Origin of the sequence: Streptantibioticus silvisoli (assembly GCF_027947535.2) — a bacterium.
Taxonomy (GTDB): domain Bacteria; phylum Actinomycetota; class Actinomycetes; order Streptomycetales; family Streptomycetaceae; genus Streptantibioticus_C; species Streptantibioticus_C silvisoli.
On sequence record NZ_JAAGKO020000044.1, the window covers coordinates 42,686 to 67,478 of the forward strand.

Annotated in this window: 23 protein-coding genes; 6 read left to right on the top strand and 17 right to left on the bottom strand. The window is 75.1% G+C overall.

From position 1 onward, the window contains the following. Nucleotides 1–25 precede the first annotated feature (25 nt). Together POF43_RS25475 and POF43_RS25480 are read right to left on the bottom strand one after the other, a co-directional pair. Nucleotides 26–1,291 carry an MFS transporter gene (locus tag POF43_RS25475; protein WP_271322550.1) on the bottom strand — a complete coding sequence of 422 codons (1,266 nt, stop codon included), beginning with the start codon at nucleotides 1,289–1,291 and terminating at the stop codon, nucleotides 26–28. Between the two features lie 166 nt (nucleotides 1,292–1,457). Further along, a complete protein-coding gene (locus tag POF43_RS25480; RefSeq protein WP_271322559.1) occupies nucleotides 1,458–1,913 on the bottom strand; it encodes a GNAT family N-acetyltransferase in 456 nt (151 codons plus the stop codon). A gap of 111 nt (nucleotides 1,914–2,024) precedes the next feature. Between POF43_RS25480 and POF43_RS25485 the strand changes: the two genes are divergently transcribed. Then, nucleotides 2,025–2,408 (top strand): VOC family protein, encoded by a 384-nt coding sequence (locus POF43_RS25485; RefSeq protein WP_271322551.1) that lies wholly within the window; start codon nucleotides 2,025–2,027, stop codon nucleotides 2,406–2,408. 160 nt (nucleotides 2,409–2,568) lie between these two features. Here the strand turns inward: POF43_RS25485 and POF43_RS25490 are convergent, their stop codons facing one another. Continuing rightward, nucleotides 2,569–4,224 (bottom strand): FAD-binding dehydrogenase, encoded by a 1,656-nt coding sequence (locus tag POF43_RS25490; protein ID WP_271322552.1) that lies wholly within the window; start codon nucleotides 4,222–4,224, stop codon nucleotides 2,569–2,571. A 146-nt stretch (nucleotides 4,225–4,370) separates the two neighbouring features. Between POF43_RS25490 and POF43_RS25495 the strand changes: the two genes are divergently transcribed. From POF43_RS25495 to POF43_RS25505, 3 genes are all read left to right on the top strand, one after another. Continuing rightward, entirely contained in the window at nucleotides 4,371–4,568 is a 198-nt protein-coding gene (locus POF43_RS25495) for a DUF1918 domain-containing protein (RefSeq protein WP_271322553.1), read from the top strand. Next, entirely contained in the window at nucleotides 4,565–5,077 is a 513-nt protein-coding gene (locus tag POF43_RS25500) for a DUF6314 family protein (protein ID WP_308217765.1), read from the top strand. Before POF43_RS25495 ends, POF43_RS25500 begins: the two co-directional genes overlap by 4 nt. Nucleotides 5,078–5,187: 110 nt before the next feature. After that, nucleotides 5,188–6,066 carry a 3-hydroxybutyryl-CoA dehydrogenase gene (locus POF43_RS25505; RefSeq protein WP_271314154.1) on the top strand — a complete coding sequence of 293 codons (879 nt, stop codon included), beginning with the start codon at nucleotides 5,188–5,190 and terminating at the stop codon, nucleotides 6,064–6,066. A gap of 2 nt (nucleotides 6,067–6,068) precedes the next feature. Here POF43_RS25505 and POF43_RS25510 read toward each other — a convergent pair whose 3' ends face one another. The 8 genes from POF43_RS25510 to infC all read right to left on the bottom strand — a co-directional run bounded on the left by POF43_RS25510 (nucleotide 6,069) and on the right by infC (nucleotide 15,175). Further along, nucleotides 6,069–7,295 (bottom strand): PP2C family protein-serine/threonine phosphatase, encoded by a 1,227-nt coding sequence (locus POF43_RS25510; RefSeq protein WP_271322554.1) that lies wholly within the window; start codon nucleotides 7,293–7,295, stop codon nucleotides 6,069–6,071. A 227-nt stretch (nucleotides 7,296–7,522) separates the two neighbouring features. After that, a complete protein-coding gene (gene pheT, locus POF43_RS25515) occupies nucleotides 7,523–10,027 on the bottom strand; it encodes a phenylalanine--tRNA ligase subunit beta (RefSeq protein WP_271314152.1) in 2,505 nt (834 codons plus the stop codon). Next, nucleotides 10,027–11,148 carry a phenylalanine--tRNA ligase subunit alpha gene (pheS, locus tag POF43_RS25520; protein ID WP_271322555.1) on the bottom strand — a complete coding sequence of 374 codons (1,122 nt, stop codon included), beginning with the start codon at nucleotides 11,146–11,148 and terminating at the stop codon, nucleotides 10,027–10,029. The genes pheT and pheS overlap by 1 nt, the downstream gene beginning before the upstream one ends. 200 nt (nucleotides 11,149–11,348) lie before the next feature. Next, nucleotides 11,349–12,521 (bottom strand): sensor histidine kinase, encoded by a 1,173-nt coding sequence (locus POF43_RS25525; protein WP_372516121.1) that lies wholly within the window; start codon nucleotides 12,519–12,521, stop codon nucleotides 11,349–11,351. Nucleotides 12,522–12,695: 174 nt separating this feature from the next. Beyond that, nucleotides 12,696–13,526, bottom strand: a complete 831-nt coding sequence (locus POF43_RS25530; protein ID WP_271314160.1) for a TrmH family RNA methyltransferase — start codon at nucleotides 13,524–13,526, stop codon at nucleotides 12,696–12,698. Nucleotides 13,527–13,724: 198 nt separating this feature from the next. After that, complete coding sequence (gene rplT, locus POF43_RS25535) at nucleotides 13,725–14,108, bottom strand: 50S ribosomal protein L20 (protein ID WP_271318481.1); 384 nt, start codon at nucleotides 14,106–14,108, stop codon at nucleotides 13,725–13,727. A 98-nt stretch (nucleotides 14,109–14,206) separates the two neighbouring features. Continuing rightward, a complete protein-coding gene (gene rpmI / locus POF43_RS25540) occupies nucleotides 14,207–14,401 on the bottom strand; it encodes a 50S ribosomal protein L35 (protein WP_271318480.1) in 195 nt (64 codons plus the stop codon). A 111-nt stretch (nucleotides 14,402–14,512) separates the two neighbouring features. Beyond that, nucleotides 14,513–15,175, bottom strand: coding sequence for a translation initiation factor IF-3 (gene infC / locus POF43_RS25545; RefSeq protein ID WP_271318482.1), 663 nt, complete (start codon nucleotides 15,173–15,175; stop codon nucleotides 14,513–14,515). Nucleotides 15,176–15,757: 582 nt separating this feature from the next. Here infC and POF43_RS25550 point away from each other — a divergent pair. Continuing rightward, nucleotides 15,758–16,123: a DUF1844 domain-containing protein gene (locus POF43_RS25550; RefSeq protein ID WP_271318611.1), complete on the top strand. Its 366-nt coding sequence runs from the start codon at nucleotides 15,758–15,760 to the stop codon at nucleotides 16,121–16,123. A gap of 133 nt (nucleotides 16,124–16,256) precedes the next feature. Here POF43_RS25550 and POF43_RS25555 read toward each other — a convergent pair whose 3' ends face one another. The 4 genes from POF43_RS25555 to POF43_RS25570 form a co-directional block, all read right to left on the bottom strand. After that, nucleotides 16,257–17,111, bottom strand: a complete 855-nt coding sequence (locus tag POF43_RS25555) for an MIP family channel protein (RefSeq protein WP_271322556.1) — start codon at nucleotides 17,109–17,111, stop codon at nucleotides 16,257–16,259. 159 nt (nucleotides 17,112–17,270) lie between these two features. Next, on the bottom strand, nucleotides 17,271–18,029 hold the full coding sequence (locus tag POF43_RS25560) for an SseB family protein (protein WP_271322557.1): 759 nt from the start codon (nucleotides 18,027–18,029) through the stop codon (nucleotides 17,271–17,273). Between the two features lie 405 nt (nucleotides 18,030–18,434). Then, entirely contained in the window at nucleotides 18,435–19,637 is a 1,203-nt protein-coding gene (gene mycP, locus POF43_RS25565; protein ID WP_271318154.1) for a type VII secretion-associated serine protease mycosin, read from the bottom strand. Next, on the bottom strand, nucleotides 19,634–20,932 hold the full coding sequence (locus POF43_RS25570) for a hypothetical protein (RefSeq protein ID WP_282704773.1): 1,299 nt from the start codon (nucleotides 20,930–20,932) through the stop codon (nucleotides 19,634–19,636). The genes mycP and POF43_RS25570 overlap by 4 nt, the downstream gene beginning before the upstream one ends. Nucleotides 20,933–21,292: 360 nt before the next feature. Here POF43_RS25570 and POF43_RS25575 point away from each other — a divergent pair, with 360 nt between their 5' ends. Continuing rightward, nucleotides 21,293–22,495 carry an amino acid deaminase/aldolase gene (locus tag POF43_RS25575; RefSeq protein WP_271325676.1) on the top strand — a complete coding sequence of 401 codons (1,203 nt, stop codon included), beginning with the start codon at nucleotides 21,293–21,295 and terminating at the stop codon, nucleotides 22,493–22,495. A gap of 28 nt (nucleotides 22,496–22,523) precedes the next feature. Here POF43_RS25575 and POF43_RS25580 read toward each other — a convergent pair whose 3' ends face one another. Then, the gene (locus POF43_RS25580) at nucleotides 22,524–23,318 is read right to left on the bottom strand and encodes a 3-oxoacyl-ACP reductase (RefSeq protein ID WP_271318329.1); all 795 of its coding nucleotides are present in this window, start codon (nucleotides 23,316–23,318) and stop codon (nucleotides 22,524–22,526) included. Nucleotides 23,319–23,412: 94 nt separating this feature from the next. Next, nucleotides 23,413–24,792 (bottom strand): aldehyde dehydrogenase family protein, encoded by a 1,380-nt coding sequence (locus POF43_RS25585; RefSeq protein ID WP_271316150.1) that lies wholly within the window; start codon nucleotides 24,790–24,792, stop codon nucleotides 23,413–23,415. Nucleotide 24,793 lies beyond the last annotated feature (1 nt).

A 24,793-nucleotide genomic window follows, 5' to 3' on the forward strand; every position in this document is an offset into this window, starting at 1 on the left:
TCCAGGTCTGCAACATTACTCGACATCAAGATATCTCGTGTTCACCGGCTGCTGGCAACGGGTCGCCCGCGCCCACCACCGCCGCGGCGGCCTCGGCGTGGTGGCCGCCGGGGACGCGCAGCACCGTCAGCACGGCCAGGCCGCAGCCGGCGGCGGCGATCCAGGCGGTCGCGGTGAAGCCCGCGCGGACGACCAGGAAGGAGCCGGCGAGCGCGCCGATGAGGCCGGCGGCGGCCTGCACGACGCCGTAGACGGAGGTCACGCGGCCCATCAGGCGGTCGGGGGTGTGCCGGGCGAGGTAGGTGTCGGCGGAGACCAGGAAGATCACCGCGGGCGGGCCGATGAGGGTGGCCAGCGCCACGTCCCACAAGGCGACGTGCACGGTGAACAGCAGCCCGAACGCGACGGCGAGGCCGCCGAGCCCGACGGCGAACGCGGTGCGCGGGTCGAGGCGGGCCAGGACCGGCCGGGCGATCGGGCCGCCCGCGATGTACCCGGCACCGAGGGCACCCAGGATGCAGCCCAGCAGTCCGGCCGAGGCGTGCAGCCCGCGGGCGGTGTACGGCACGAGCAGCACGGAGATCGCGGCGTTGGCGGCGAACAGCAGCCAGGCGGAGACCATCAGCGCGGGCAGGCCGGGGGCGCGTCTGGCGTGGCCGGCGCCCTCGCGCAGTTCCGCGGCGAACCGGCGCAGCGTCCCGGCGGCGTCCCGCACCCGCCGGACGGGTTCGGCGCGGTAGCGGACGGCGCCGACCAGTGCGGCGGAGGCCAGGAAGCTGGCGGCGTCGGCGGAGACCACCGGGCGGAAGCCGAAGAACCCGTAGAGCGCGCCGCCGGCCGGGCCGCCGATCAGGCGGACGACGCCGGAGACGAGCGCGGCGAACGCGTTGGCCTCGGTGAGTTTGCCGCCCCGGCCGACGAGCACCGGGATCAGCGCCTGCCGCGAGGGGGTGAAGAACTGGCTGAAGGCCGCCTCGGCGACCAGCGCCGCGTAGATGATCCAGACCTGGCCCGGCCGGTGGACGCACAGCAGCACGGCGATGGCGGCGGCCCGCAGCAGGTCGGTGACGATCATGGTGCTCCGGCGGTCCCAGCGGTCGGCCAGCACCCCGGCGATCGGTCCGATCAGCAGCGCCGGCACGGTCTCGGCGGCCATCGACAAGCTGGTGGCGAGCGTGGAGCCGGTCAGCTTCAGCACGTAGTAGGGCGCCGCGATCAGCAGCAGCCAGTCCCCCAGCGTCGACAACGCCTGCCCCGATATGACAAGCGCGTAGTCCCTGTCGCGCAGCACCCCGAACACGCTGTTCCCCCCGTCCCGGCAGCACCGCCACCGGTCCCCTGGCGCGCCCACACCGGGCGCGCAGGTACTGGATACCAGCGGGCGCGGGGCACAGCAAGACGACGAAACCCCCCGCAAAGCAACGGAGTTGACCGCCGGCGGCGCGACCGTGCGCGGCTCAGGCCAGCGTGACCTCCAGCAGCGGCAGTTCGCGTCCGGGGATGGAGCCGGACGCGGTCGCGCCGATCCGTACCGCGCCCATCGCGCGATAGAAACCCTCCGCGTTCGGGTCCGCGTCGATCGTCAGCGTGGTGAAGCCGGCGCGCCGGGCGGTGGCGATCATCCGGTCGTACAGCAGGCGTCCCACGCCCTGTCCGATGAACGGCGGGTCGACGAACAGCGCGCCCAGCTCCCCGGCCGGCGGCTCGCCGTCGAGTGCCGCGTACCCGGCCGGCTGCCCGTCCGGCGCCTGCGCCACCAGCGCCCGCCCGGCCGACAGGCGCTCCGGCCCGAACGTCAGCTCCGCCCGGCAGGCCGCCATGAACGCCTCGTCGTACCCCCAGTGGGCCTTCGACCGCAGCGCCAGCGCGCTCAGTACCGCCGCCTCGGCCGGCCGGGCCGCCCTGATCCGCATCGTCACGCATCCGTTCTACCGCGTTCGTACCGGGCGTGCCGGGGTACGCGGCCAGCGGTACCGCTACGGGCGGACGGGCCGGCGGTACCGCGACGAGGGGACGGGAGCGCGATGGCGATCCGGCTGGGCAGCACGGTGATCAACTGCGCCGACATCGAGGTGATGACCCACTTCTGGTCCGAGGCGCTGGACCTGACCCCGGCGAGCCGCGCGCCCGGTGACGACTTCCGGGTGCTGCACGGCGACCACGGCACCGTCTCGCTCCAGGTGGCGGCCACCCCGGTCACCGCCCGCGACCAGATGCACCTGGACCTCTACACCGACGACCAGGCCACCGAGGTCCGCCGCCTGGTGCTGCTCGGCGCCCGCCACGTGCGGCACGTCGAGGACGACCCGGACGACGACTACGTGGTGCTGGCCGATCCCGAGGGCAACGAGTTCTGCGTGTGCGCCAAGCCGACCGACATCGCCGAGCGGCCCGCGCCGCGGCCCTGAGGCCGCGGGACCCCACCGGTGGGGACCGGGGCGATCGTCCGACCATCGCCCCGGCCGCCTGCACGATGGTCCGACGGTCCGCGCGGCCACCCGACCGTCCGCCCGGCGGTGCGCAACCGGTGCGACCGCCCGCCCGCGGTCCGACCACCCGCCCGGTGGGCTACCCCACCGCCTGCGCCGCCGCCCGCCCGGCCGCGCGGCCGGAGAAGAGGCAGCCGCCGAGGAAGGTGCCCTCCAAGGAGCGGTAGCCGTGCACGCCGCCGCCGCCGAAGCCGGCCGCCTCGCCCGCCGCGTAGAGGCCGGGCAGCGGTTCACCGGCCGCGGTCAGCACGCGCGAGGACAGGTCGGTCTCCAGGCCGCCGAGCGACTTGCGGGTGAGGATGTTGAGGCGGACGGCGATGAGCGGGCCGGCGGCCGGGTCGAGCAGCCGGTGCGGGGTGGCGACCCGGATGAGCTTGTCGCCGAGGTAGTGGCGGGCGCCGCGGATCGCGGTGACCTGGAGGTCCTTGGTGAAGCGGTTGGCGATCTCCCGGTCGCGGGCGGTGATCTCCCGGGCCAGGCCGTCCTCGTCGACGAGGTCCTCACCGGTGATCGCGTTCATGCCGCGGACCAGGGCGGACAGGTCGCGTTCCACCACGAAGTCGGCCCCCACGCGCATGAACGCGGCGACCGGTCCCGGGGCGCCCGCACGGGCCCGGCCCAGCACCTGGCGGACGCTCTTGCCGGTCAGGTCCGGGTTCTGCTCGGAGCCGGAGAGGGCGAACTCCTTCTCGATGATCTTCTGGGTCAGCACGAACCAGGTGTGGTCGTAGCCGGTGGTCATGATGTGTTCGAGCGTGCCGAGGGTGTCGAAGCCGGGGAAGAGCGGCACCGGCAGCCGGTTGCCGCGCGCGTCGATCCACAGCGAGGACGGGCCGGGCAGGATGCGGATGCCGTGCCGGTTCCAGATCGGGTTCCAGTTCTCGATGCCCTCGGTGTAGTGCCACATGCGGTCCGGGTTGACGACCCGGCCGCCGGCCCGCTCGGCCACACCGATCATCAGACCGTCGACATGGGCGGGGACACCGGAGAGCATGCGGCGCGGCGGTTCGCCCAGCCGGGCCGGCCAGTTGCTGCGGACCAGGTCGTGGTTGCCGCCGATACCGCCGGAGGTGACGATCACCGCCTGGGCGCGCAGCTCGAACGCGCCGGCCACCTCGCGGGAGGTGGCCGCCCCGCGCTCCACGTCGTGCGGCACCAGCACCTCGCCGCTGACGGTGTCCACCGCGCCGCCGGTGCGGCCGAGCGCGGTGACCCGGTGCCGGAAGCGCAGGTCGACCAGTCCGCTGGCCACGGCCGCCTCGACCCGGCGCACGAACGGCTCCAGCAGGCCGGGGCCGGTGCCCCAGGTGATGTGGAAGCGCGGTACCGAGTTGCCGTGGCCGGTCGCGCCGTAGCCGCCGCGTTCCGCCCAGCCGACGACCGGGAAGAACCGCACGCCGCGCTGGTGCAGCCAGGAGCGCTTCTCCCCGGCCGCGAAGTCGACGTACGCCTCGGCCCAGCGGCGCGGCCAGTAGTCCTCCGGGCGGTCGAACCCGGCGCTGCCCTGCCAGTCCTGCCAGGCCAGCTCCCGGCTGTCGCGCACCCGCATCCGGCGCTGCTCCGGGGAGTCGACGAGGAACAGCCCGCCGAACGACCAGAACGCCTGCCCGCCCAGCGAGGACGGTCCCTCCTGGTCGAGCACGATCACCTTGCGCCCGGCGTCGGCGAGTTCCGCGGCGGCGGTCAGCCCCGCCAGCCCGGCCCCGATGACGATCACGTCCGCGTCGTAGGACATGCCCCGCGTCCTTCCCCTGCGCCAGTGGTCACCGCAGGGTACGGGGAGCACGGCCGGCGGCGCACCCGCGGTCCTAGACTCGGAAGGAGGGCTCGAACGGAGAACTCGAACGCAGGGGCCCGACACCGAGGGCAGGAGGCCATCCCATGAACGCGCACGCGGGCGACACACTGCTGACGCACGGGCGGACCGTCGGGGAGCCGGACCGGGCCGGGGAGATCGTCGAGGTCCTGGGCCGCCGGGGCGAGCCGCCGTACCGGCTGCGGTTCGACGACGGCCACGAGTGCGTCATGTGCCCCGGCCCGGACTCGGTCGTGCGGCACGAACGCGGCGGACACCGGTGAGCGAGGCCGGCTCCTGCCCGGACCCGGCCCCCGCGGACGCGCTGCCCGTGGCGGACGCGCTGCCCGTGGCGGACGCGCTGCCCGTGGCGGACGCGCTGGGCTACCTCGCCGGACGCTGGCGGGTACGCCGGACGGTGCTGGACCTGACCGCCGGCGAGACCGGGCGTTTCGAGGGCGTCGCGGACTTCACCGCGCACGGCGACGACGGCACGCTGGCGCACGCCGAACGCGGTGAGTTCCACTGGCGCGGCACCGCGCGGTCCGCCACCCGTGCGCACGCCTACGCGCCGGGGCCGGGCGGCACCGCGCTGGTGGGCTTCCCCGACGGGCGGCCGTTCCACGACCTGGACCTGCGCACCGGGCGGTGGCGGGCGGTGCACGGCTGCCCGCCGGACCGGTACGAGGGGCAGTTCACGGTACTGGGCCCGGACCGCTGGCAGGTGGTGTGGCGGGTGACCGGGCCGGCGAAGAACCTGCTGCTGACCACCGTTCACGACCGCTCCCGGTGAGGGCCCGCGGCCGGTGTAGGGTCGGCCGGAGCCGAAGCGCCGACGCGTGCGACCGGCCGCCGAGCACCCCGTGACCCGGGGTCGTCGACACGAGAGAGCGGGACACCGGAATGAGCGAGGACTCGGCGGCGGGCGACATCCGCAACGTCGGCGTGGTGGGCTGCGGGCAGATGGGCGCCGGCATCGCCGAGGTCTGCGCCCGCTCCGGACTGGACGTGCGGGTGGCCGAGACCACCGGTGAGGCGCTGGAGCTGGGCCGCACCCGGCTGACCAACTCCCTGTCGCGGGCCGCCGAGCGCGGCAAGATCACCGCGGAGGAGCGCGACGCGACGCTGGCCCGGCTGACGTTCACCACCGACCTCGGCGAGTTCGCCGACCGCGACCTGGTCATCGAGGCCGTCGTGGAGAACGAGCAGGTCAAGACCGAGATCTTCCAGGTGCTCGACCAGGTGCTGACCCGCCAGGACGCGATCCTGGCCTCCAACACCTCCTCCATTCCGCTGGTGAAGCTGGCCGTCGCCACCTCCCGCCCGGACCACGTCCTGGGCATCCACTTCTTCAACCCGGCCCCGGTGCAGAAGCTCGTCGAGCTGATCCCCGCGCTCACCACCGGCGAACAGACCCTGCTGCGCGCCGAGAAGCTGGTCACCGACGTGCTGGGCAAGCACGCGATCCGCGCCCAGGACCGGTCCGGCTTCGTGGTCAACGCGCTCCTGGTGCCGTACCTGCTGGCCGCAGTGCGGATGTTCGAGTGCGGCAGCGCGACCCGCGAGGACATCGACAACGGCATGGAACTCGGCTGCGCCCACCCGATGGGCCCGCTGAAGCTGTCGGACCTGATCGGCCTCGACACCGTCGTCGCCATCGCCGACAGCCTCTACTCGGAGTACAAGGAGCCGCTGTACGCCGCTCCCCCGCTGCTCCAGCGGATGGTCGCCGCCGGCCGGCTGGGCCGCAAGACGGGCCACGGCTTCTACGACTACGCCTGACGTCAGCCCGGCAGGCCCGCACCGAAGGAGGTGCGGCCGGCCGGGTCGTCGCGGGCCGGCGGCACCACCGGCGCCGGGTCGCGGATCAGGGCGAGCAGGGCCACGTCGTCGGTCAGTCCGCGCGGCCCGGTGTGGGCGAGCAGCGCGGCGCGGACCGCGGCGACCAGGACGGCCGGGTCGACCACGCCGCCGGTGACCGCCTGGCCGGCCGCGCGGGTCAGGGCGTGGCGCAGGTCGAAGAACTGCCCGGCCGGATCGCGGGCCTCCTCGGCGCCGTCGGTGTACAGCAACAGCCCCTGGCCGGGCGCCAGCCGCACCCGCAGCACCACCGGCCGCCCGGTGCCCGGGTCGAGCACCCCGAGCGGCGGCAGCGGGTCGGCGGTGGTCAGCGGCTCCACGCGGGGCCGGACGCCGCCGGTGATCCGGTACGGGCCGGGGTGGCCGCAGTTGATGACCGACAGCGTGCCGTCCTCGCGCAGTTCCAGCAGGACCGCGGTGGCGAACTCCTCGGTGCGCGGGCCCGCCCCGTCGCCGGCCGGCGCGGGCTCGCGCAGGTGGCGGGCGAGCGAGCGGTCCAACCGCCGCAGCACACCGGCCAGTTCGGGTTCGTCGTAGGCCGCCTCGCGGAAGCAGCCCAGCAGCGCGGCCACCGTGCCGACCGCGGACAGCCCGTGGCCGCGTACGTCGCCGAGCACCACGCGGATGCCGTACGGGGTGGCCAGCACCTCGTACAGGTCGCCGCCGATCCGGGCGCCGCGGCTGGCGGACAGGTAGTCGCAGGCCACCGTCAGCGGCCCGGTGCGGCGCGGCAGCGCGCGCAGCACGACGCCCTGCGCGACGACGGCGACCTCCCGCACCCGGTCCAGCTCGCGGCTGAGCCGCACCCGGCGGCCGGTGATGGGGTAGCTGGCCCCGATGACCGCGAGGATGGCCAGCACGTGGCCGAGTTCGGACTCCAGGTTGCCGGGCGCGCCGGCGTCGGTCAGCGGCAGCAGGCCGACGAGCGCGCAGCCGCCGCCCAGCAGGACGTACCGCGGCTGTCCGCTGCCGGCGCAGGCGATCACCGGTGCGACGGTGAGGAGTTGCACGACGTGGAACCGGCCGGGGACCACGAAGGCCAGCGCGACGACGGTGCCGGTCCACAGCCCCGGCAGCACCAGGAGCAGGAATCTGCCGACGGCCGAGCAGCGGTCGGCCGACCGGTGGGTCAGCGTGGGCATCAGATTCATCCCGACGGCTCCCGCTCGCGGCGGGGCCGCGGGTTGGCTCGACCCGCTTCCGGGGTGCCCCGCGCGGTGGCCGGGGTGAAGCGAATCCTGGTGGGTCGCGCACGATTCTGGCGAGCCGGAAGCGGTTTTTGGCGCAGCCGGGCGACTATTCACCCGAATCAGTGAGGAAAACGCGAAGGAGGCGCACCCCGCGTGTCGCGGAGCGCGCCCCCTGGGGACTGCGGTGGTTACGCGCCGCGCAGCACCGCGCCGGTGCGCTCGGCGGCGGCGCCGACCGCCGCGTCGCGGGCGGCGGACGCCTCGTCGGCGGTCAGCGTGCGGTCGGCGGCGCGGAAGCGCAGCGCGTAGGCCAGCGACTTCTTGCCCTCGCCGAGCTGTTCGCCGGTGAAGATGTCGAACAGCCGCAGGGACTCCAGCAGGGCACCGGCGCCGTCGCGCAGCGCGGACTCCACGTCGGCGGCCGGGACGCCGTGGTCGACGACCAGGGCGACGTCCTGGGTGGCCACCGGGAAGGTGGAGACCCGCGGCGCGCGGACCGGGCCGCCGGCGGACCGCTCCAGCGCGTCGAGGTCGAGCTCCATCGCGCCGGTGCGCTCCGGGATGCCCAGGGCCTTCACGGCCCGCGGGTGCAACTCGCCGGCGTGGCCGACGAGTTCGTCGCCCACGTACAGCGCGGCGCAACGGCCCGGGTGCCACGGCGGGTAACCGCCCTGCCGGACCGTCAGCTCGACGCCGACCTCGGCGGCGACGGTACGGGCCGCCTCGACGGCGTCCGCCCAGCCGGCCCGGTGGCCCTCGCCCCACCAGCCGGCCCGCTCGCGGGCGCCGGTCAGGACGACGGCGAGGTGCCGGGGCTGGTGCGGCAGCGACGCGTTGAGCGCGGCGATCTGCTCGCCGTCGGGCCGGTGGTCGGCGGAGGGGCGCGGCGGGGCCGGCTCCTCACCGGTCGGCAGGAAGACCAGGCCGGTCTCGAACAGCGCCAGGTCGTGGCTGCCGCGGCCGACGTTGCGCCGCAGGGCGGTGAGCAGGCCCGGCAGCAGCGTGGTGCGCAGCGACGGTTCCTCGTCGGAGAGCGGGTTGACCAGCCGGACCGTGCGGCGGCGCGGGTCGCCGGGCTCGACGCCGAGCTGGTCGAGGACGCCCTCGCCGATGAACGGGTAGTTGAGCGCCTCGGTGTAGCCGGCACCGGCCAGCGCCCGGCCGATCCGGCGCTGGAGCAGCTGGGACTCGGTGAGTCCGCCGCCGGCCGGCGCGGTGGGCAGCGTGGAGGGCAGGTTGGCGAAGCCCTCCAGCCGGATGACCTCCTCGGCGAGGTCGTTGGGCGCGGTGAGGTCGGGGCGCCAGCTGGGCGCGGTGACGGTGAGCAGGTCGCTGCCGGAGACCGCGCAGCCGATCTGCTGGAGCCGGCGCACGACCGTCTCGCGGCCGTACCGGGTGCCGGCGACCCGGTCCGGGTGGTCGGCGCGCATCAGGACGGTGCGCGGCCGGTACGGCTCGGCGACCTCGGTGACGCCGGCCTCGGCGGTGGCGCCGGCCAGCAGCACCAGCAGGTCCACGGTGCGCTGCGCCGCGGCGGCCGCCGCCAGCGGGTCGGTGCCGCGTTCGAACCGGCGGGACGCCTCGGAGGACAGCTTGTGGCGGCGCGCGGTGCGGGCGATGGAGATCGGGTCGAAGTGCGCGGCCTCGATGACGACCGCGGTGGTGGTGGCACCGGTGTCGTCGATCTCGGAGCTGGCGCCGCCCATGACGCCGGCCAGGCCGATGGGGCCGGCGGCGTCGGTGATCAGCAGGTCGCCGGCGTCCAGGACGCGCTGCGTGCCGTCGAGGGTGGTGAGCTTCTCGCCGGGCTCGGCGCGGCGCACCCCGATCGGGCCGTCGACGCGGGCCCGGTCGTAGGCGTGCAGCGGCTGGCCGATCTCCAGCATCACGTAGTTGGTGATGTCGACGGCGAGCGAGATGGGCCGCATGCCGGCCTTCTGCAGTCGGCGCTGGAGCCAGATCGGCGAGAGGGCGGCCGGGTTGACGTTGCTGACCGTGCGGGCCACCAGCCGGTCGCAGCCGGCCGGGTCGGCGATCCGCACCGGGTAGCCGTGGGCGTTGCCGGCCGGCACGTCGATCAGGGCCGGGTCGCGCAGCGGCAGGCCGTAGGCGATGGCGGCCTCGCGGGCCAGGCCGCGCATGGACAGGCAGTAGCCGCGGTCGGGGGTGACCGCGATGTCCAGCACCTCGTCGACGAGTTCGAGCAGCTCGACGGCGTCGGCGCCGACCTGGTACTCGGGCGGCAGCACGATGATGCCGGCGCCGCCGCCGAAGAAGTCGGACTCGCCCATGCCCAGCTCGGAGGCCGAGCAGATCATGCCCTCGGAGGTGTGGCCGTAGGTCTTGCGGGCGGCGATGTGGAAGTCGCCGGGCAGGGTGGCGCCGGGCAGCACCACGACGACCTTGTCGCCGACCGCGAAGTTGCGGGCGCCGCAGACGATGTTCTGCGGCTCGCCGGTGCCGTTGGCGTCGCCGACGTCGACCTGGCAGTAGCGGATGGGCTTCTTGAACTCGGTGAGCTCCTCGATCGCCAGCACCTGGCCGACGACCAGCGGGCCCTTCAGGCCGGCACCGAGCTGGTCGACGGTCTCGACCTCCAGGCCGACGGCGATGAGGCGTTCCTGCACGTCACGGCCGGTCTCACCGGCGGGCAGGTCGACGTACTCGCGCAGCCACGACAGCGGGGCCCGCATCAGATCTCCATCCCGAACGGAAGGGTGAAACGCACGTCACCCTCGACGATGTCGCGCATGTCCTCGATGTTGTGGCGGAACATCAGCATCCGCTCGATGCCGAACCCGAAGGCGAACCCGCTGTACTTGTCCGGGTCGATGCCGCAGGCGGTCAGCACCCTGGGGTTGACCATGCCGCAGCCGCCCAGCTCGATCCAGCCCTCGGAGGAGCAGGTGCGGCAGGGGCGGTCGGGGTTGCCCACCGACTCGCCGCGGCAGACGTAGCACACCATGTCCATCTCGGCGGACGGCTCGGTGAACGGGAAGAAGTTGGGCCGCAGCCGGGTGCGCATGCCCTCGCCGAACAGGGCGCCGACCATGTGGTCCAAGGTGCCCTTGAGGTCGGCCATGGTCAGGCCCTCGTCGACGGCGAGCAGCTCGACCTGGGTGAAGACCGGGGTGTGGGTCGCGTCGAGCTCGTCGGTGCGGTAGACCCGGCCGGGGCACACGACGTAGAGCGGGGGCTCGGAGTCGATCATCGAGCGGATCTGCACCGGCGAGGTGTGGGTGCGCAGCACCAGGCCGGAGTCCTCGCCGCCGTCGGCGCCACGGACGAAGAAGGTGTCCTGCATCTCCCGCGCCGGGTGGTCCGGCGGGAAGTTGAGGGCGTCGAAGTTGAACCACTCCGTCTCGACCTCGGGTCCCTCCGCGACGCGGTAGCCGAGCGCGGTGAACACGTCGGCGATCCGGTCGGCGAAGGTGGTCATCGGGTGACGGGCGCCGGCCGGGCGGCGGTCGTAGGACAAGGTGACGTCCACCGCCTCCTCGACCAGCACGCGGGCGTCGCGTTCCGCCTCCAGCTCGCCCTGCCGGGCGGCGAGGGCCTTGTTGACCGCTCCGCGGGCCTGGCCGACGCGCTTGCCGGCGTCCGCCTTGGCGTGCGGCGGCAGGGCGGCGATCTCCCGGTTGGCCAGGGCGAGCGGCGAGCGGTCGCCGGCGTGCGCGGCCTTCACCTCGCGCAGCTCGTCCAGGTCGGACGCCGCGGCGACGGCGGCGACCGCCTCGTCACGCATCCGCTCGATCTGTTCCGGTTTCAGTGCCTCGACCTCGACAGGGTCGTACGACTTATTGGGTGCCGACATGTCTTCCCGTACTTCCGGTTCGCTGGCGCGCGGCCTGGGCGCGGCCCAGCCGGGCTGCGGTGGGCCAGGGCCCGAGTCTAGTGGTCACCGCGAGGGGTGGCCGACGCGCCGATCACGGGTGGGCGCCGGCCGGCGGCGTCCACGGGGCGCTGTGTCCTGCCGGAGGGCCGCAGGACGGGCGTGGGGCGGGCCCGCCGGGGTCAGCCGAGAACGGCCGGCATGCCGACGGGCAGGATAAATCGGAAGCGGGCGCCGCCGCCGGGGGCCCGGTCCACGGTGATGAGACCGCCGTGCGCCTCGATGATGCCCTTGACGATGTACAGGCCCAGGCCGGTGCCGCCGCGCCGGTTGCCCCGCCAGAAGCGGGTGAAGACGCGGCCCAGCGACTCCTCGGGGATGCCGGGGCCTTCGTCGCTCACGGTGACGGCCGTTCCCTCCGTGTCGGGCTTTCCTCGCGCGCCGGGCAGGACTGCCGGCGACACGTCGATGGTGACAGCTCCGGCGCCGTGCCGCACCGCGTTTTCCAGCAGGTTGCCCAGGATCTGCTGCACCTTGTCGGGGTCGGCCCACAGCGCGGGCAGGGCCTCGGCGACGGTGACGCGGAACCGGTCGGCGCCGGTGCCGGCCGCGATGAGGGCCTCGACGCGGTGCCGGACGGCGGCGGTGATGTCCACCGGCTGGCGGCGCACCTCCAGGCGTCCGGTGTCGATGCGGGAGATGTCGAGGAGCTCGGCGATCAGGCGGGTGACGCGGTTGGCGTCGGCGTCCACCGTCTGGAGCATCAGCTTCTTCTGGTCCTCGGTGAACCGCTCCCACTTGGCCAGCAGGGTGGCGGTGAAGCCCTTGACGGAGGTCAGCGGGGAGCGCAGTTCGTGGGCGACGGTGGCGATCAGCTCGACGTGACTGCGTTCGGTGCGGCGCCGCGACTCGGTGCCGCGCAGCGCGACGACCAGCCGCCGCACCGGTCCGCGCGGGTGGTCGCGGACGTAGCGGGCGGAGACCAGCACCTCCCGGCCGCCGGGCAGCAGCAGGTTGCGCTCCGGCTGGCCGCGCCGGATGGCCGGGCCCCGGTAGGGGTCGGTCAGCGTCCACCATCTGCGTCCGTCGAGGTCCTGGAGCGGCAGGGCGGCGTCGAGCGGCAGGCCGAGCATGTCGGCCTGCGTCACGCCGGTCAGCCGGGCGGCGGCGGCGTTGAAGCACACGATGCGGCCGGTCTCGTCGGCGACCACCAGGCCGTCGGGCAGGTCGTCGGGGTGCAGGACGTACGCGGCCGCCGGGGCCCGCGCCGGGGCACCGGACGGCGGGGGTAAGGCGGCGGCGGGGCGGGCCGGTGCGGTCGGGTCGTCCCCGCACGGCGCACTGGTGCTGTCCAACCGTCTCCCCCTCCCGCCTGTCGCCTCCGAAGCCCGCCAGCCTACTAGGTCCTGTCCGGTGGATCGGGGTGGAACGGGGTCGATCGGAGCGGATCGGAGCGGATCAGGCAGCGGCGCCCGGTGCGGTACGGGGAAGGCACCGGGTCCGACCGGGGAACGCGCCGGGTCCGCGGATCAGTGCCCGGCGCCGCGGCAACCGCCGGGGGCGCGCTGGGCGCGGGCGGAGGCGTAGAGGCAGACGGCGGCGGCGGTGGCGAGGTTGAGGCTCTCGGCGTGGCCGTGCAGCGGGACGCGGACCACCGCGTCGGCGAGGTCGCGGGTGGCCTGCGGCAGGCCCCACGCCTCGTTGCCGAAGACCCAGGCGGTCGGCCCGCCCATCGCGCCCTCGTCCAGCTCGGCGTCCAGGTCCCGCTGCCCCGCGCCGTCGGCGGCCAGCACCCGGACCCCGGCGGCGCGCAGCCCGGCCACCGCCTCGGCGGCCGGCACGCCGACCGCGACCGGCAGGTGGAACAGGCTGCCGGCGGAGGCCCGGACGGCCTTGGGGTTGTAGATGTCGACGGAGGCGTCGGTGAGCACCACCGCGTCGGCCCCGGCGGCGTCGGCGCAGCGCAGGACGGTGCCGGCGTTGCCGGGGTCGCGGACCGAGGCCAGCACGGCGACCAGGCGCGGGCGGGCGCGCAGCACCTCGTCGAACGGGGTGTCCAGGAAGCGGCAGATGCCGACGACGCCCTGCGGAGTGACGGTGTCGCAGACGTCGGCGACCACCTCGTCGGTGGCGGTGAGCACGGTGACCCCGGCCTGCCGGGCGGCGGCCACGATGTCGTGGTGGCGTTCGGCGGCCTCGGGGGTGACGTAGACCTCGACGAGGTGGCCGATGGCCTCGCGCACCGCCTGCGGGCCCTCGGCGACGAACCGGCGCTCCTTGCCGCGGAAGGACCGCTTGGCCAGCCGGCGGGCCGCGGTGATCCGGGGGGACCGCAGGGAGGTCAGCTCGGGGCTCGCCATCGGGTGGGTTCGCTTCCAGGGGTGCGCGGGCGGGTCGGCGCCGTGGGGCGGGTCCGCCGGGGAACGGCGACGGGCGGACGTGGTGCCCGCCGGGGGGAGGGGACAGCGCGCGGCCCGCCCCCGCGGTGCGGGAAGGGCGGGCCGACAGCGGACGGACCCGCAGGCGCGGCCTGCGGGTCCTTCACGACCGGGAGCGCGTCAGGCGGCCTTGGGGGCGTTGACGTCGTCCGGGAGCGCCTTGTGGGCGACCTCGACCAGCGCGGCGAACGCGGTGGCGTCGTTGACGGCCAGCTCGGCGAGGATCTTGCGGTCGACCTCGACGCTGGCGGCCTTCAGACCCTGGATGAAGCGGTTGTAGGTCATGCCGTTGGCGCGGGCAGCGGCGTTGATGCGCTGGATCCACAGCTGACGGAAGTCGCCCTTGCGCTTCTTGCGGTCGTTGTAGTTGTAGACGAGGGAGTGGGTGACCTGCTCCTTCGCCTTGCGGTACAGGCGGGAGCGCTGGCCACGGTAGCCCTTGGCCTGCTCGAGGATCGCCCGGCGCTTCTTGTGGGCGTTGACTGCCCGCTTGACGCGTGCCACTTGGTAACTCCTTGTAGGTGACCGCGGTGGGTAGTCACGCGGTCAGTGAGCGAATGGTCCCGGTGTACGGCTGCCCCTCCGGCGGGAGGGAGCGGCCGTCACTTGCCGAGGAGCTTCTTGATCTTCTTGGCGTCGCTGGGGGCCACCTCGACCGTGCCGGTCAGGGCGCGCGTCTTGGACGACGGCTTGTGCTCCAGCAGGTGGCGCTTGCCGGCCCGCTCGCGCAGCACCTTGCCGGAGCCGGTGATCTTGAAGCGCTTGCTGGTCCCGCTGTGCGTCTTGTTCTTCGGCATGGCGCCGTTGTCTCCTCGTCGCTGGCCCTCCCGTCCGCCGTGACCGCGGGCGGGGAGCGTCAGACTTGCTTCTGTGTAGGACCCGGAGGCGAGCTCCGGGACGTCCTGACGTCAGCCGGCCTCGGGAGCGTCCTGCTCCGCGACGGCCTGCTCGTCGTGGGCCTCGGTCTGCTCGTCCTCGACCTGCTCGTCCTCGGAATGAGGCTGGCGACCGGCCTTGCGGGCGGCCTGCGCCTCGCGGGCCTCGGCCATCGCCTCGGTCTTCTTCTTGTGCGGACCGAGAACCATGATCATGTTCCGGCCGTCCTGCTTGGGGTTGGACTCGATGAAGCCCAGCTCCTGGACGTCCTCGGCAAGGCGCTGGAGCAGTCGGAAGCCCAGTTCGGGCCGGGACTGCTCGCGTCCGCGGAACATGATCGTGATCTTGACCTTGTCGCCCTGCTTGAGGAACCGGACGACGTGACCCTTTTTGGTGTCGTAGTCGTGCGGGTCGATCTTCGGCCGGAGTTTCATCTCCTTGATGACCGTGTGCGCCTGGTTCTTGCGCGCCTCACGGGCCTTCATGGCCGACTCGTACTTGAACTTCCCGTAGTCCATGAGCTTGCACACGGGCGGACGGGCGGTCGCCGCGACCTCGACCAGGTCCAGGTCGTACTCCTGCGCCAGCTCCAGCGCCTTCGCAAGCGGCACGATGCCGACCTGCTCGCCGCTGGGACCGACGAGTCGGACCTCGGGAACGCGAATCCGGTCGTTGATGCGGGGCTCGGCGCTGATGGGGCCTCCTCGGTTCGGGCTACGCGGTCGCCTGGTTGACGCCGCGCCTCAAGTCTTTTGCCTTTGTCGACCCCGTACCCTGAGCGCGAGAAAAAACGCCCCGAACGGGTCACAGGCGGGGCTCCACACAACCGGGAGCACCGCCGCGACATTCCCGCGGGGCGCATCGGGCACCCGGCCCGTCGTGAAACGGGGGGCGCCTGACCGGGACCTGCCGTCCCGGGGGACGATCAGGTGGGAGTTGGAGCTCCACTTGTGGGCCGGGCACGCGAGTGTCCGGCCGGTCAAGCGCCAAGCATAACAGTCCCCGACAGCCGGTCGTACCGGCGGCGGGCGGGCCGGCCGGGCCGCTCCCCCGCAGCCCCCGCGTCCCGCGTCCCGCGCACCCAGCGTCCCGCGCACCCGACGTGCCCGGCGCCCCGCGCACCCGGCACCGCCGGCCGCCCAGCACTCCCGCATCCCGCATCCCGCGCGCACCGCGCACCCGGCCTCCCGGCGCCCCCGCACCCCGCGCACCCCGCGCCCCCGGTGCCGCGGAGGCCGGGCGCCGGGCGGGGCCGGCGGGACCTTAGGGTGTGGAGCATGAGCGACACCTCCGCGAACGGCACGGCCGGCGACGACTTCTCCTCCATGACCCGCGACATCGCGGACGTCCCCGCCGTCGAGGTGATCACCACGGTGGCGGTGCACCTGATGAGCGCGGCGGCGGTCAACCTGGGCCTCGCGGAGGAGGGCGACCAGCACAAGGACCTCGACGAGGCCCGCAAGCTGATCACCTCGCTGGCCGGCCTGGTCACCGCTGGCGCCCCGGAGATCGGCTCCTACCACGCCGGCCCGCTGCGCGACGGCCTGAAGTCGTTGCAGCTCGCCTTCCGCGAGCAGTCGTCCGTGCCCGACGAGCCCGGCCACGGCCCCGGCGAGAAGTTCACCGGCCCGGTCTACGGCTGATCGCCCCTTCGTACGGCCCGCGGGCGGCGCGGCGACGCCGCCGCGGCCCCGGCGGGCCCGCACCGCAGGCCGCGGCGCCCGTCACCGGTGAGGTGACGGGCGCCGTTCGCCGTTGCCGGCGGGGCCGGGCCGCTCAGCGGTGGTGGCCCCAGCGCCGGCCGCCGCCCGCGCCCGCGGTGACGCCGGGGCCGGTGGTGGCGCCGGTACCGGTGCCCGTGCCGACTCCGGTGCCGGTGCCGGTCCCGGTGGTGTCGTCACCGGTGAGGCCGCCGACCGGGCCCTGCTGGCCCTCGTTCACCACCGGCACGGCGCCGTGCGGATGGGTGAGCATGCTGACGAGCGCGGCCAGGATGCCGCCGACCAGCGGGGCCACGATGAACAGCCACAGCTGCGACAGCGCGGCGCCGCCCGCGAAGACCGCCGGGCCCAGGCTGCGCGCCGGGTTCACGCCGGTACCGGTGAGCGGGATGCCGATCAGGTGGACGACGGCCAGGGTGAGGCCGACCGCCAGCGCCCCGAAGCCGTTGAGCGCCACCTTGCGGGTCACCGCCAGGTAGACCAGCACCAGCAGGAAGGTCATCGCGACCTCGATCAGGAACGCGCCGCCGGTGTTGATGCCGACCGCCGACCGGGTGCCGTAGCCGTTGGAGCCGAAGGCGCCGTCGGTGCGCAGGCCGGGGATCTGCTTGGCGAGCAGGAGCAGCAGCGCCGCGCCCGCGATGGCCCCGACGAACTGCGCGACCCAGTAGCCGATCGCCGTCATCGGGCTCATCCGCCGGGCCAGCAGCGCGCCCAGCGTCACCGCCGGGTTGAGATGGCAGCCGGAGATCGCGCCGAAGACGTAGGCCAGTCCGACCAGGACCAGACCGAAGGTGAGCGCGACCCCGACGGCGCCGACGTACTGGGCCGCGACCACCAGGGAGCCCACGGCGAAGAAGACGTACAGCAGCGTGCCGACGAACTCGGAGACGATGGTCCGCCTGTCCATGAGTACTCCTCGCGACGATTGCCCGATTACCTGGCCATTCTCGGCCGAAGCGACGTTCTTCACATCTTGGGCAATCCGGGTGACGGGCCGGGAGCGCTCGCCGGGCAGGTCAGCGGGGGTTCAGCGGGCAGGTCGGCGAGGGGTTCAGCGGGTGCGGGTTCAGCGGGTGTAGAGCGGTGCGCCGGGCAGCGCGACGCCGGCGGGCACGACGGCCAGTTCCAGGCCGCGCGACAGCCGGGCGCGCAGTTCCTGGTGGCCGGCGAGCGCGGTGGCCACCGCGCGGGCCACCCCTGCCGGGTCCGCGTCCGGGGCCGGGACCAGGCACAACGTGCCGTCGGCGGGGCGTTCACCGGGGCCGGCGGCCGGGCGGGGCGGGGCCAGGTGGGCGCGCAGCACGCCGTCCTGCGCGGCCAGGACCGCGCGCACCGCGTCGGCGACCAGCGGGTCGGTCAGCGGGTCGAGCCGGTCGCGGCCGGCGGCCAGGGCGTGCAGCGCCGGACCGGTCAGCTCGTACGTCACCGGCCCCGCCAGGTCGATCAGCAGGGTGCCGGCCTGCTCGTGGGCCAGCGCGCGCAGCGCCTGGCCGAGCGGTACGGCGACCGGGCGGGCGTCGGCGCGCCAGCGGGCCAGGCTGGCCACCGAGGTGAACGCGGGCAGGGCCCGGCGGCCGTCGGGCGCCTCGATGGTGGGCACCGCCATGTCGCTGGTCTTCTCCCGCGCCAGCCCGTCGGGACCGGTCTCGACCTCCCCCAGCACCGCGACGACCGGTACCAGCAGCCGGGCGGCGGGCAGTGCGGCGAGCACCCGGTCCTCGGCGGAGCGGTCCGCGGCCCAGGCGGTCAGCGCGGCGGCGAGCCGGGGGTCGGCGGTCCCGTCGTCGTCGGAGAAGCCGGGCGCGGGGATGTTCTTGGAAGCCACCCCTGGAGGGTATCGGCGCCCGGTCCGCGCGTTTTCTCACGGTCCCTTCAGACCGGTCTCAGCCGAACGCCAGACTCGCCGCCCACGGTGGACACCGGAGCGCAAGGGGTCGGGCTCCGGTACGTGTGCCGCGTACCGGAGCCCGAACGCTTTTCCGGCCCGGGTCCCGATCCGGGCCCCTGATCCCGACCGCGGCCCTGATCCCGATCCGGGCGCCGATCCCGTTGCCCGATCCGGCCCCGATCCCGTTGCCGGGCCGGCCCGGCTCCCGTTGCCCCGGCCCGCGCCGGTTCCGTTGCCCCGGCCCGCGCGTCGCTTCCGGCGCCCCGGCGTGCGCGGGGTCCGGCCCGGGGCCGTCGCAGCCGGGACCGTTGCCTGTTGGCCGTTACCCCTCGGCCGACGCCGTCAGCCGTGGCGGCGGGCGTCGGCGCGGCGGGCGCGCAGCCATACCGTGGCGGCGGCGGCGACCATCAGCAGGCCGCCGATCGCGCTGTAGCCGGCGAGTCCCGGGCCGGAACCGCCGGAGCCGGCCGTGGCGGTGGGGCCGGTGCCGAAGTACTGCTTGGCGTAGGCGGCGGCGACCGGCGCCTGGGCGGCCGGGCGGAGCTTGGCGGCGGCGGCCAGCGCGGCGACCGGGTCGATCACGCCGGCGCCGATCGCGTCGTCACGGCCGCCGGACGGGCGGTCCTCGGCGGTGGACTCCAGCAGCGACCGGATCTGCGCCGGGCTGAGCGTGGGGTACTTCGCGCGGATGAGCGCGACGACACCGGAGGCGTACGCGCAGGCGGCGGAGGTGCCCCAGCCCTCGTAGTAGTGCTTGTCGGGGTCGGCGATCACCACGTCGACGCCGGGGGCGGCCACGTCGGCGTACCAGCGGCTGGTGGAGAACGCGGCACGCCGGCCGTCGTGGTCGACGGCGGCGACCGCGATGACGCCGGGGTAGGCGGCCGGGTAGGAGACGGGGTCGCCGTGCTGGCCGCTGTTGCCGGCCGAGGCGACCACCACGATGCCCTTGCGCAGCGCGTACTGGACGGCGTCGTCCTCGGCGGAGTCGGGGTGGGCGGTTTTGCTGTCGTCGCCGAGCGAGAGGTTGATGACGTCGGCGCCGTGGTCGGCGGCCCACCGGATGCCCTGGGCGAGGGCGCCGCCGCGGCTGGCGCGGGCCTGCTTGCGCTTGGGGTCGGTGTCCTCCAGGATCACCCGCACCGGCAGGATCTTGGCCTGCGGCGCGATGCCCATGACGCCGTCCGCGTCGCCGGGGCCGTGGCCGTGCCCGGCGATGATCCCGGCCATGGCGGTGCCGTGCCGGGCCCAGGTGGAGTCGCCGGGTTCGGCGCCGAAGCCGATGAAGTCCTTGGCGGGCAGCACGCTGCCGGTCAGGTCGGGGTGCTGGGCGTCGACGCCGGTGTCCAGTACGGCGACCGTGATGCCCTTGCCCTTGCTGGTCTGCCAGGCGGTCTGCGCGCGCAGGGTGGTCAGCGGCCACTGCTGGTCGCGTATGGAGTCGGCGTACGCGGCCGGGGCTTCGGGCAGCAGCACTGCCAGCAGCGCGGTGAGCAGGGCGACGGCCAGGGCGGCGCGGCGGTGCCGGGCGGCGGGGCGGGTCATGAGGTCTCTTCGGGGTGCGGGACGCCGGCCACCGAGGTCAGGTGGCGGTTGACGGCGGTGGCCAGGCCGGCGGCCTCGAAGCCCAGGCCGGCCCGCCCCGGGACGGTGTCGGTGCCGGGGACGTCGGCGGCGGACGCGGCCTGCGGCGCGGTGACGGCCCGGCCGTCGGCGAAGCCGCTGACGGCGTAGACCACGACGGGCAGCGTGCTGGAGACGTCGACCGTCCAACTGCCGCGCTGCACCGGGCCGAAGTGGGCCGCCGGGGTGCCGGGGAAGGGCACCGGCGACGGCATGGCGGCCGGCCCGCCCAGGTGGCTCAGCCGGGTGCGCAGCGCGGCCATGGCGGCCGGGGTGGCCCGGGTGGTGAGGATGCCCACGGTGGTGACGTCGGTGGAGGTGGCGTCGGTGTAGGTGGCGCGCAGCAGCCGTACGCAGCCGGCAGGGGCGAGCACCTTGGCCAGCGCCGGGTCGAAGGCGCCGGCGCAGCCGCTGTCCGGGGCGACGCCGATCCGGGTCCAGGTGCGGTCGGAGTCGCCTGGGCCGGCCTTGCGGCCCTGGACGGTGCGCGGGAAGAGGGTGTCGACCGGCTTGTCGTGCCACAGGTCGCGGGCGGTGGAGTAGGCGCGGGCGGCGTGGGCGGCCGGGGATTCGCCACCGCCGAGCAGGGCGCCGGCTCCGGCGCCGCACAGCAGGCCGATGCCGAGGACCAGGCAGACCGCGGCGGCCAGCGGCACACGGGCGGCGGCGCGGGCCCGGCGGCCGGCGGACGGCACCGGTGCCGGGGCGGGCGGCGCGTTGCGGCCGTAGGAGGGCGGCAGGGGGGCGGGCGGCGCGGCGGCGTAGGAGGTGCCGGGTGGCGCGGTACGGGGATCGACGGGCGGGGCGGTGGGCGGTACGGCGTAGGGATCGGCCGGCGGCGCGGTGGGCGGTACGGCGTAGGGGTCGGCCGGCGGCGCGGTGGGCGGTACGGCGTAGGGGCCGGCCGGCGGCGCGTAAAGGTCGGCGGGCGGCGCGGCGTAGGGGCCGGCGGGCGGCGCGGTGGTGTACGGCGACGCGGTGGGCGCGGGGCCGGGGTGGCCGGTGGCCGGCGGCCGGGCGTATCCGGTGGCCGGCGGCTGTCCCGGGTGGCCGGTGGGGTGGGCGGCCGGCTGGTGGCCGGGGTGCGGCGGCGCGGCGGGCCAGGACTGGTCGGACGGGGTCCACTGCTGCGGCGGGGCCGCGGGCTGCGGTCTCCAGGGCGGTCCCGGCGGCGGGGAGTAGGGCGGCGGCGCCCCGTTGTCGACTCCGGTGCCCACCCGTTGCCCCCTCCTGGTCGGCGTGGTCGCGCCGCACTGGTGCCCTCGGCGGTCCCGGGGGGCGCCGTGGTGTTCCGATGGTGTCCGTCACTGTACTGAGGGGGCGCGGTCGGCGCCCCGCTCTCGCGTGGGGTGGTGCTCCCTGGGGACGGCGGCCGGGGCGCGCGCGTCCGGCACCCTGGGCCGGGTGACGTCCGGCCGGGCTCGGTAAGCGGTCACTTTACGGGGTCCGGCTGTGCGGCGGTGCGCGGGTGATGTGTCGGTCCGACGGATGGTCAGGATCGCGTGTGATCGTCCGGCCGATGTCCGCGGCCGACGACGGGGGTTGTCGGGCCGCCGCGGGGCGGGCAAGCTTCCGGCATGGCTGATCACAGCGCGTTCCGGGCCCGACTCGACCGTGCGACCCGGGAGGTGGACGCGCCGCTGGCGGTGGTGGATCTGGCCGCGTTCGACGCCAACGCCGCCGACCTGGTGCGGCGGGCCGGCGGCAAACCGGTGCGGGTGGCGACGAAGTCGGTGCGGTGCCGGGCGCTGCTGGAACGGGTGCTGGGCCAGGACGGGTTCGCCGGAGTCATGTCGTTCACGCTGGCCGAATCACTGTGGTTGGCGGAGTCGGGGTTCACCGACGTGCTGCTGGCGTACCCGTCGGCGGACCGGGCCGGGTTCGCGCGGCTGGCGGCGGACCCGCGGCTGGCGGCGGCGGTGACCGTGATGGTGGACGACGTGGCGCAGCTGGACCTGATCGACGCGGCGCGCGACGGCGGGCGTGAGCCGGTGCGGGTGTGCCTGGAGCTGGACACCGCGTGGCGCACGGCGGGCGGCCGGGTGCGGATCGGGGCGCTGCGCTCGCCGGTGCGCGATCCGGCGGGGGTGGCGGCGCTGGCCCGGGCGGCGGCGGCGCGGCCGGGGTTCACGGTGGTGGGGCTGATGGCGTACGAGGGGCACATCGCCGGGGTCGGGGACGCGCCGCCGGGACGGCCGTTGCGCTCGCGGGCGGTGCGGTGGATGCAGAGCGCGGCGCGGCGCGAACTGGCGGTGCGCCGGGCGCAGGTGGTGGCGGCGGTGCGCGAGGTGGTGCCGGACCTGGAGTTCGTCAACGGCGGCGGGACCGGGTCGGTGCAGTCCACCGCGGCGGAGGCGGCGGTGACGGAGATCGCGGCGGGCTCGGGGCTGTTCGTGCCGCGGCTGTTCGACGGGTACACCTCGTTCACCGGGCGGCCGGCCGCGTTGTTCGCGCAGCCGGTGGTGCGCCGGCCGGGCCCGGGGGTGGTGACGGTGCTGGGCGGCGGGTATCCGGCGTCCGGTGCGCCCGGTGCCGACCGGCTGCCGGTGCCGTACCTGCCGCAGGGGCTGCGCTACGACGCCCAGGAGGGGCCGGGCGAGGTGCAGACGCCGCTGCTGGGGGCGGCGGCGGACGCGTTGCGGATCGGCGACAAGGTGTGGTTCCGGCACGCGAAGGCCGGCGAGCTGTGCGAGCGGTTCGCCGCGTTGCACCTGGTCGACGGTGACCAGGTGCGACGCGTGGTGCCGACCTACCGCGGCGAGGGCATGACATTCCTGTAGCCCCCGCCGCGGACGGGCCGGCCGGCGGTCACACCGGGGTGACGTACGCGCCGGCGATGCCGCCGTCGACGAGGAACTCCGCGGCGGTGACGAACGTGGAGTCGTCGCTGGCGAGGAAGGCGACGGCGGCGGCGATCTCCTCGGGGCGGGCGAACCGGCCGAGCGGGATGTGCACCAGGCGGCGGGCGGCGCGCTCGGGGTCCTTGGCGAACAGTTCGCGCAGCAGCGGGGTGTCGACCGGGCCGGGGCACAGGGCGTTGACCCGGATGCCCTCGCGGGCGAACTGGACGCCGAGTTCGCGCGACATCGCCAGCACGCCGCCCTTGGAGGCGGTGTAGGAGATCTGCGAGGTGGCGGCGCCCATCACCGCGACGAACGAGGCGGTGTTGATGATGGAGCCCTTGCCCTGGCGCCGCATGTACGGCAGGGCGGCCTTGCAGCACAGGTAGACGGAGGTGAGGTTGACCTCCTGCACCCGGCGCCAGGCGTCGAGGCCGGTGGTGAGGATGGAGTCGTCCTCGGGCGGGGAGATGCCGGCGTTGTTGAACGCGACGTCGACCGAGCCGTAGGTGTCGAAGGCGGTCTTGAACAGCGCCTCGACCTGGTCGGCGTCGGTGACGTCGACCCGGACGAACAGTCCGCCGACCTCGTCGGCCGCGGCCCGGCCGGCGGTCTCGTCGATGTCGGCGCACACCACGTTGGCGCCTTCGGAGGCCAGGCGGCGCGCGGTCGCCAGGCCGATGCCGCTGCCGGCGCCGGTGATGACGGCGGTACGGCCGGGCAGCCGGCGGCAGATGACGTCGCGGTCGCTGGGGTCGGTCACTCGGTTCTCCTGGGTTGGGGTGACGGGGGTGTTGAGGGGATGCGGTGGGGCGGGCGGTGCGGTGGCGGGCCGGTCAGGCTCCCGTGCGGGCCGGTCAGGCGTCGGTGCTGAGGAAGACGTTCTTGGTCTCGGTGAACGCGGTGAGCGCGCCGGGGCCGAGTTCGCGGCCGAGGCCGGACTGGCCGAAGCCGCCGAACGGGGTCCAGTAGCGCACCGCGCTGTGGGAGTTGACCGACAGGTTGCCGGCCCGTACCGCCCGTGCGACGCGCAGCGCGCGGCCGGCGTCGCGGGTCCACAGCGAGCCGGCCAGGCCGTAGGGGGTGGCGTTGGCGAGCCGGACGGCGTCGGCCTCGTCGTCGAAGGGCAGCACGACGGCGACCGGGCCGAAGACCTCCTCGGTGGCCAGCGGCGCGTCCGGGGCGGTGCCGGTCAGGACGGTGGCCGGGTACCAGAAGCCCTTGCCGTCCGGCACCGTGCCGCGGATGGCGGCGGGGGCGTCCTCGCCCAGGTAGGAGCGCACCCGTTCGCGGTGGGCGGCGGAGATCAGCGGGCCCATGGCGGTGGCCGGGTCGTTGGGGTCGCCGGCGGTGACGGCCAGCACGGCGGGTTCCAGCAGTTCCATGAAGCGGTCGAAGGCCGAGCGCTGCACCAGCAGGCGGGTGCGGGCGCAGCAGTCCTGGCCGGTGTTGTCGAGGAACGACATCGGGGCGGCGGCCGCGGCGGCTGCCAGGTCGGCGTCGGCGAAGACGATGTTGGGGCTCTTGCCGCCGAGTTCGAGGGTGACGCGCTTGACGGTGGCGGCGCAGCGGGCCATGACCTGCTTGCCGGTGGCGGTGGAGCCGGTGAAGACGATCTTGGCGACGCCGGGGTGGTCGACGAGCGCGGCACCGGCGACCGGGCCGGCGCCGGGCAGGACCTGGAAGAGGCCGGCGGGCAGGCCGGCGTCCAGGGCGAGTTCGGCCAGCCGCAGGGCGGTCAGCGGGGTGGTCTCGGCGGGCTTGAGCAGCACCGCGTTGCCGGCGGCGAGCGCGGGGGCGGTGGACCAGGCGGCGATGGGCAGCGGGAAGTTCCACGGCGCGATGACGCCGACCACGCCGAGCGGTTCGTGGAAGGTGACGTCGAGGCCGCCGGGCACCGGGATCTGGGCGCCGTTGAGGCGTTCGACGCCGCCGGCCGCGTAGTCGAGCAGGTCGCGGACGTTGCCGGCCTCCCAGCGGGCGTTGCCGATCGGGTGGCCGGCCTCGCGGACCTCCAGCGCGGCCAGTTCCTCCACGTGCTGGTCGACGACGGCGGCGAACCGGCGCAGCAGGCGGGCCCGGTCGGCGGGGGCGGCGGCCGCCCAGCCGGTCTGCGCCCGGGCCGCCCGTACGACGGCGGCGTCCACCTGGGCGGGGGTGGTGGCGGGGACGACGGCGACGGTCTCCTCGGTGGCCGGGTTGACGACGATGTGCTCGGCGGGGTGCTGGTCGGGCACG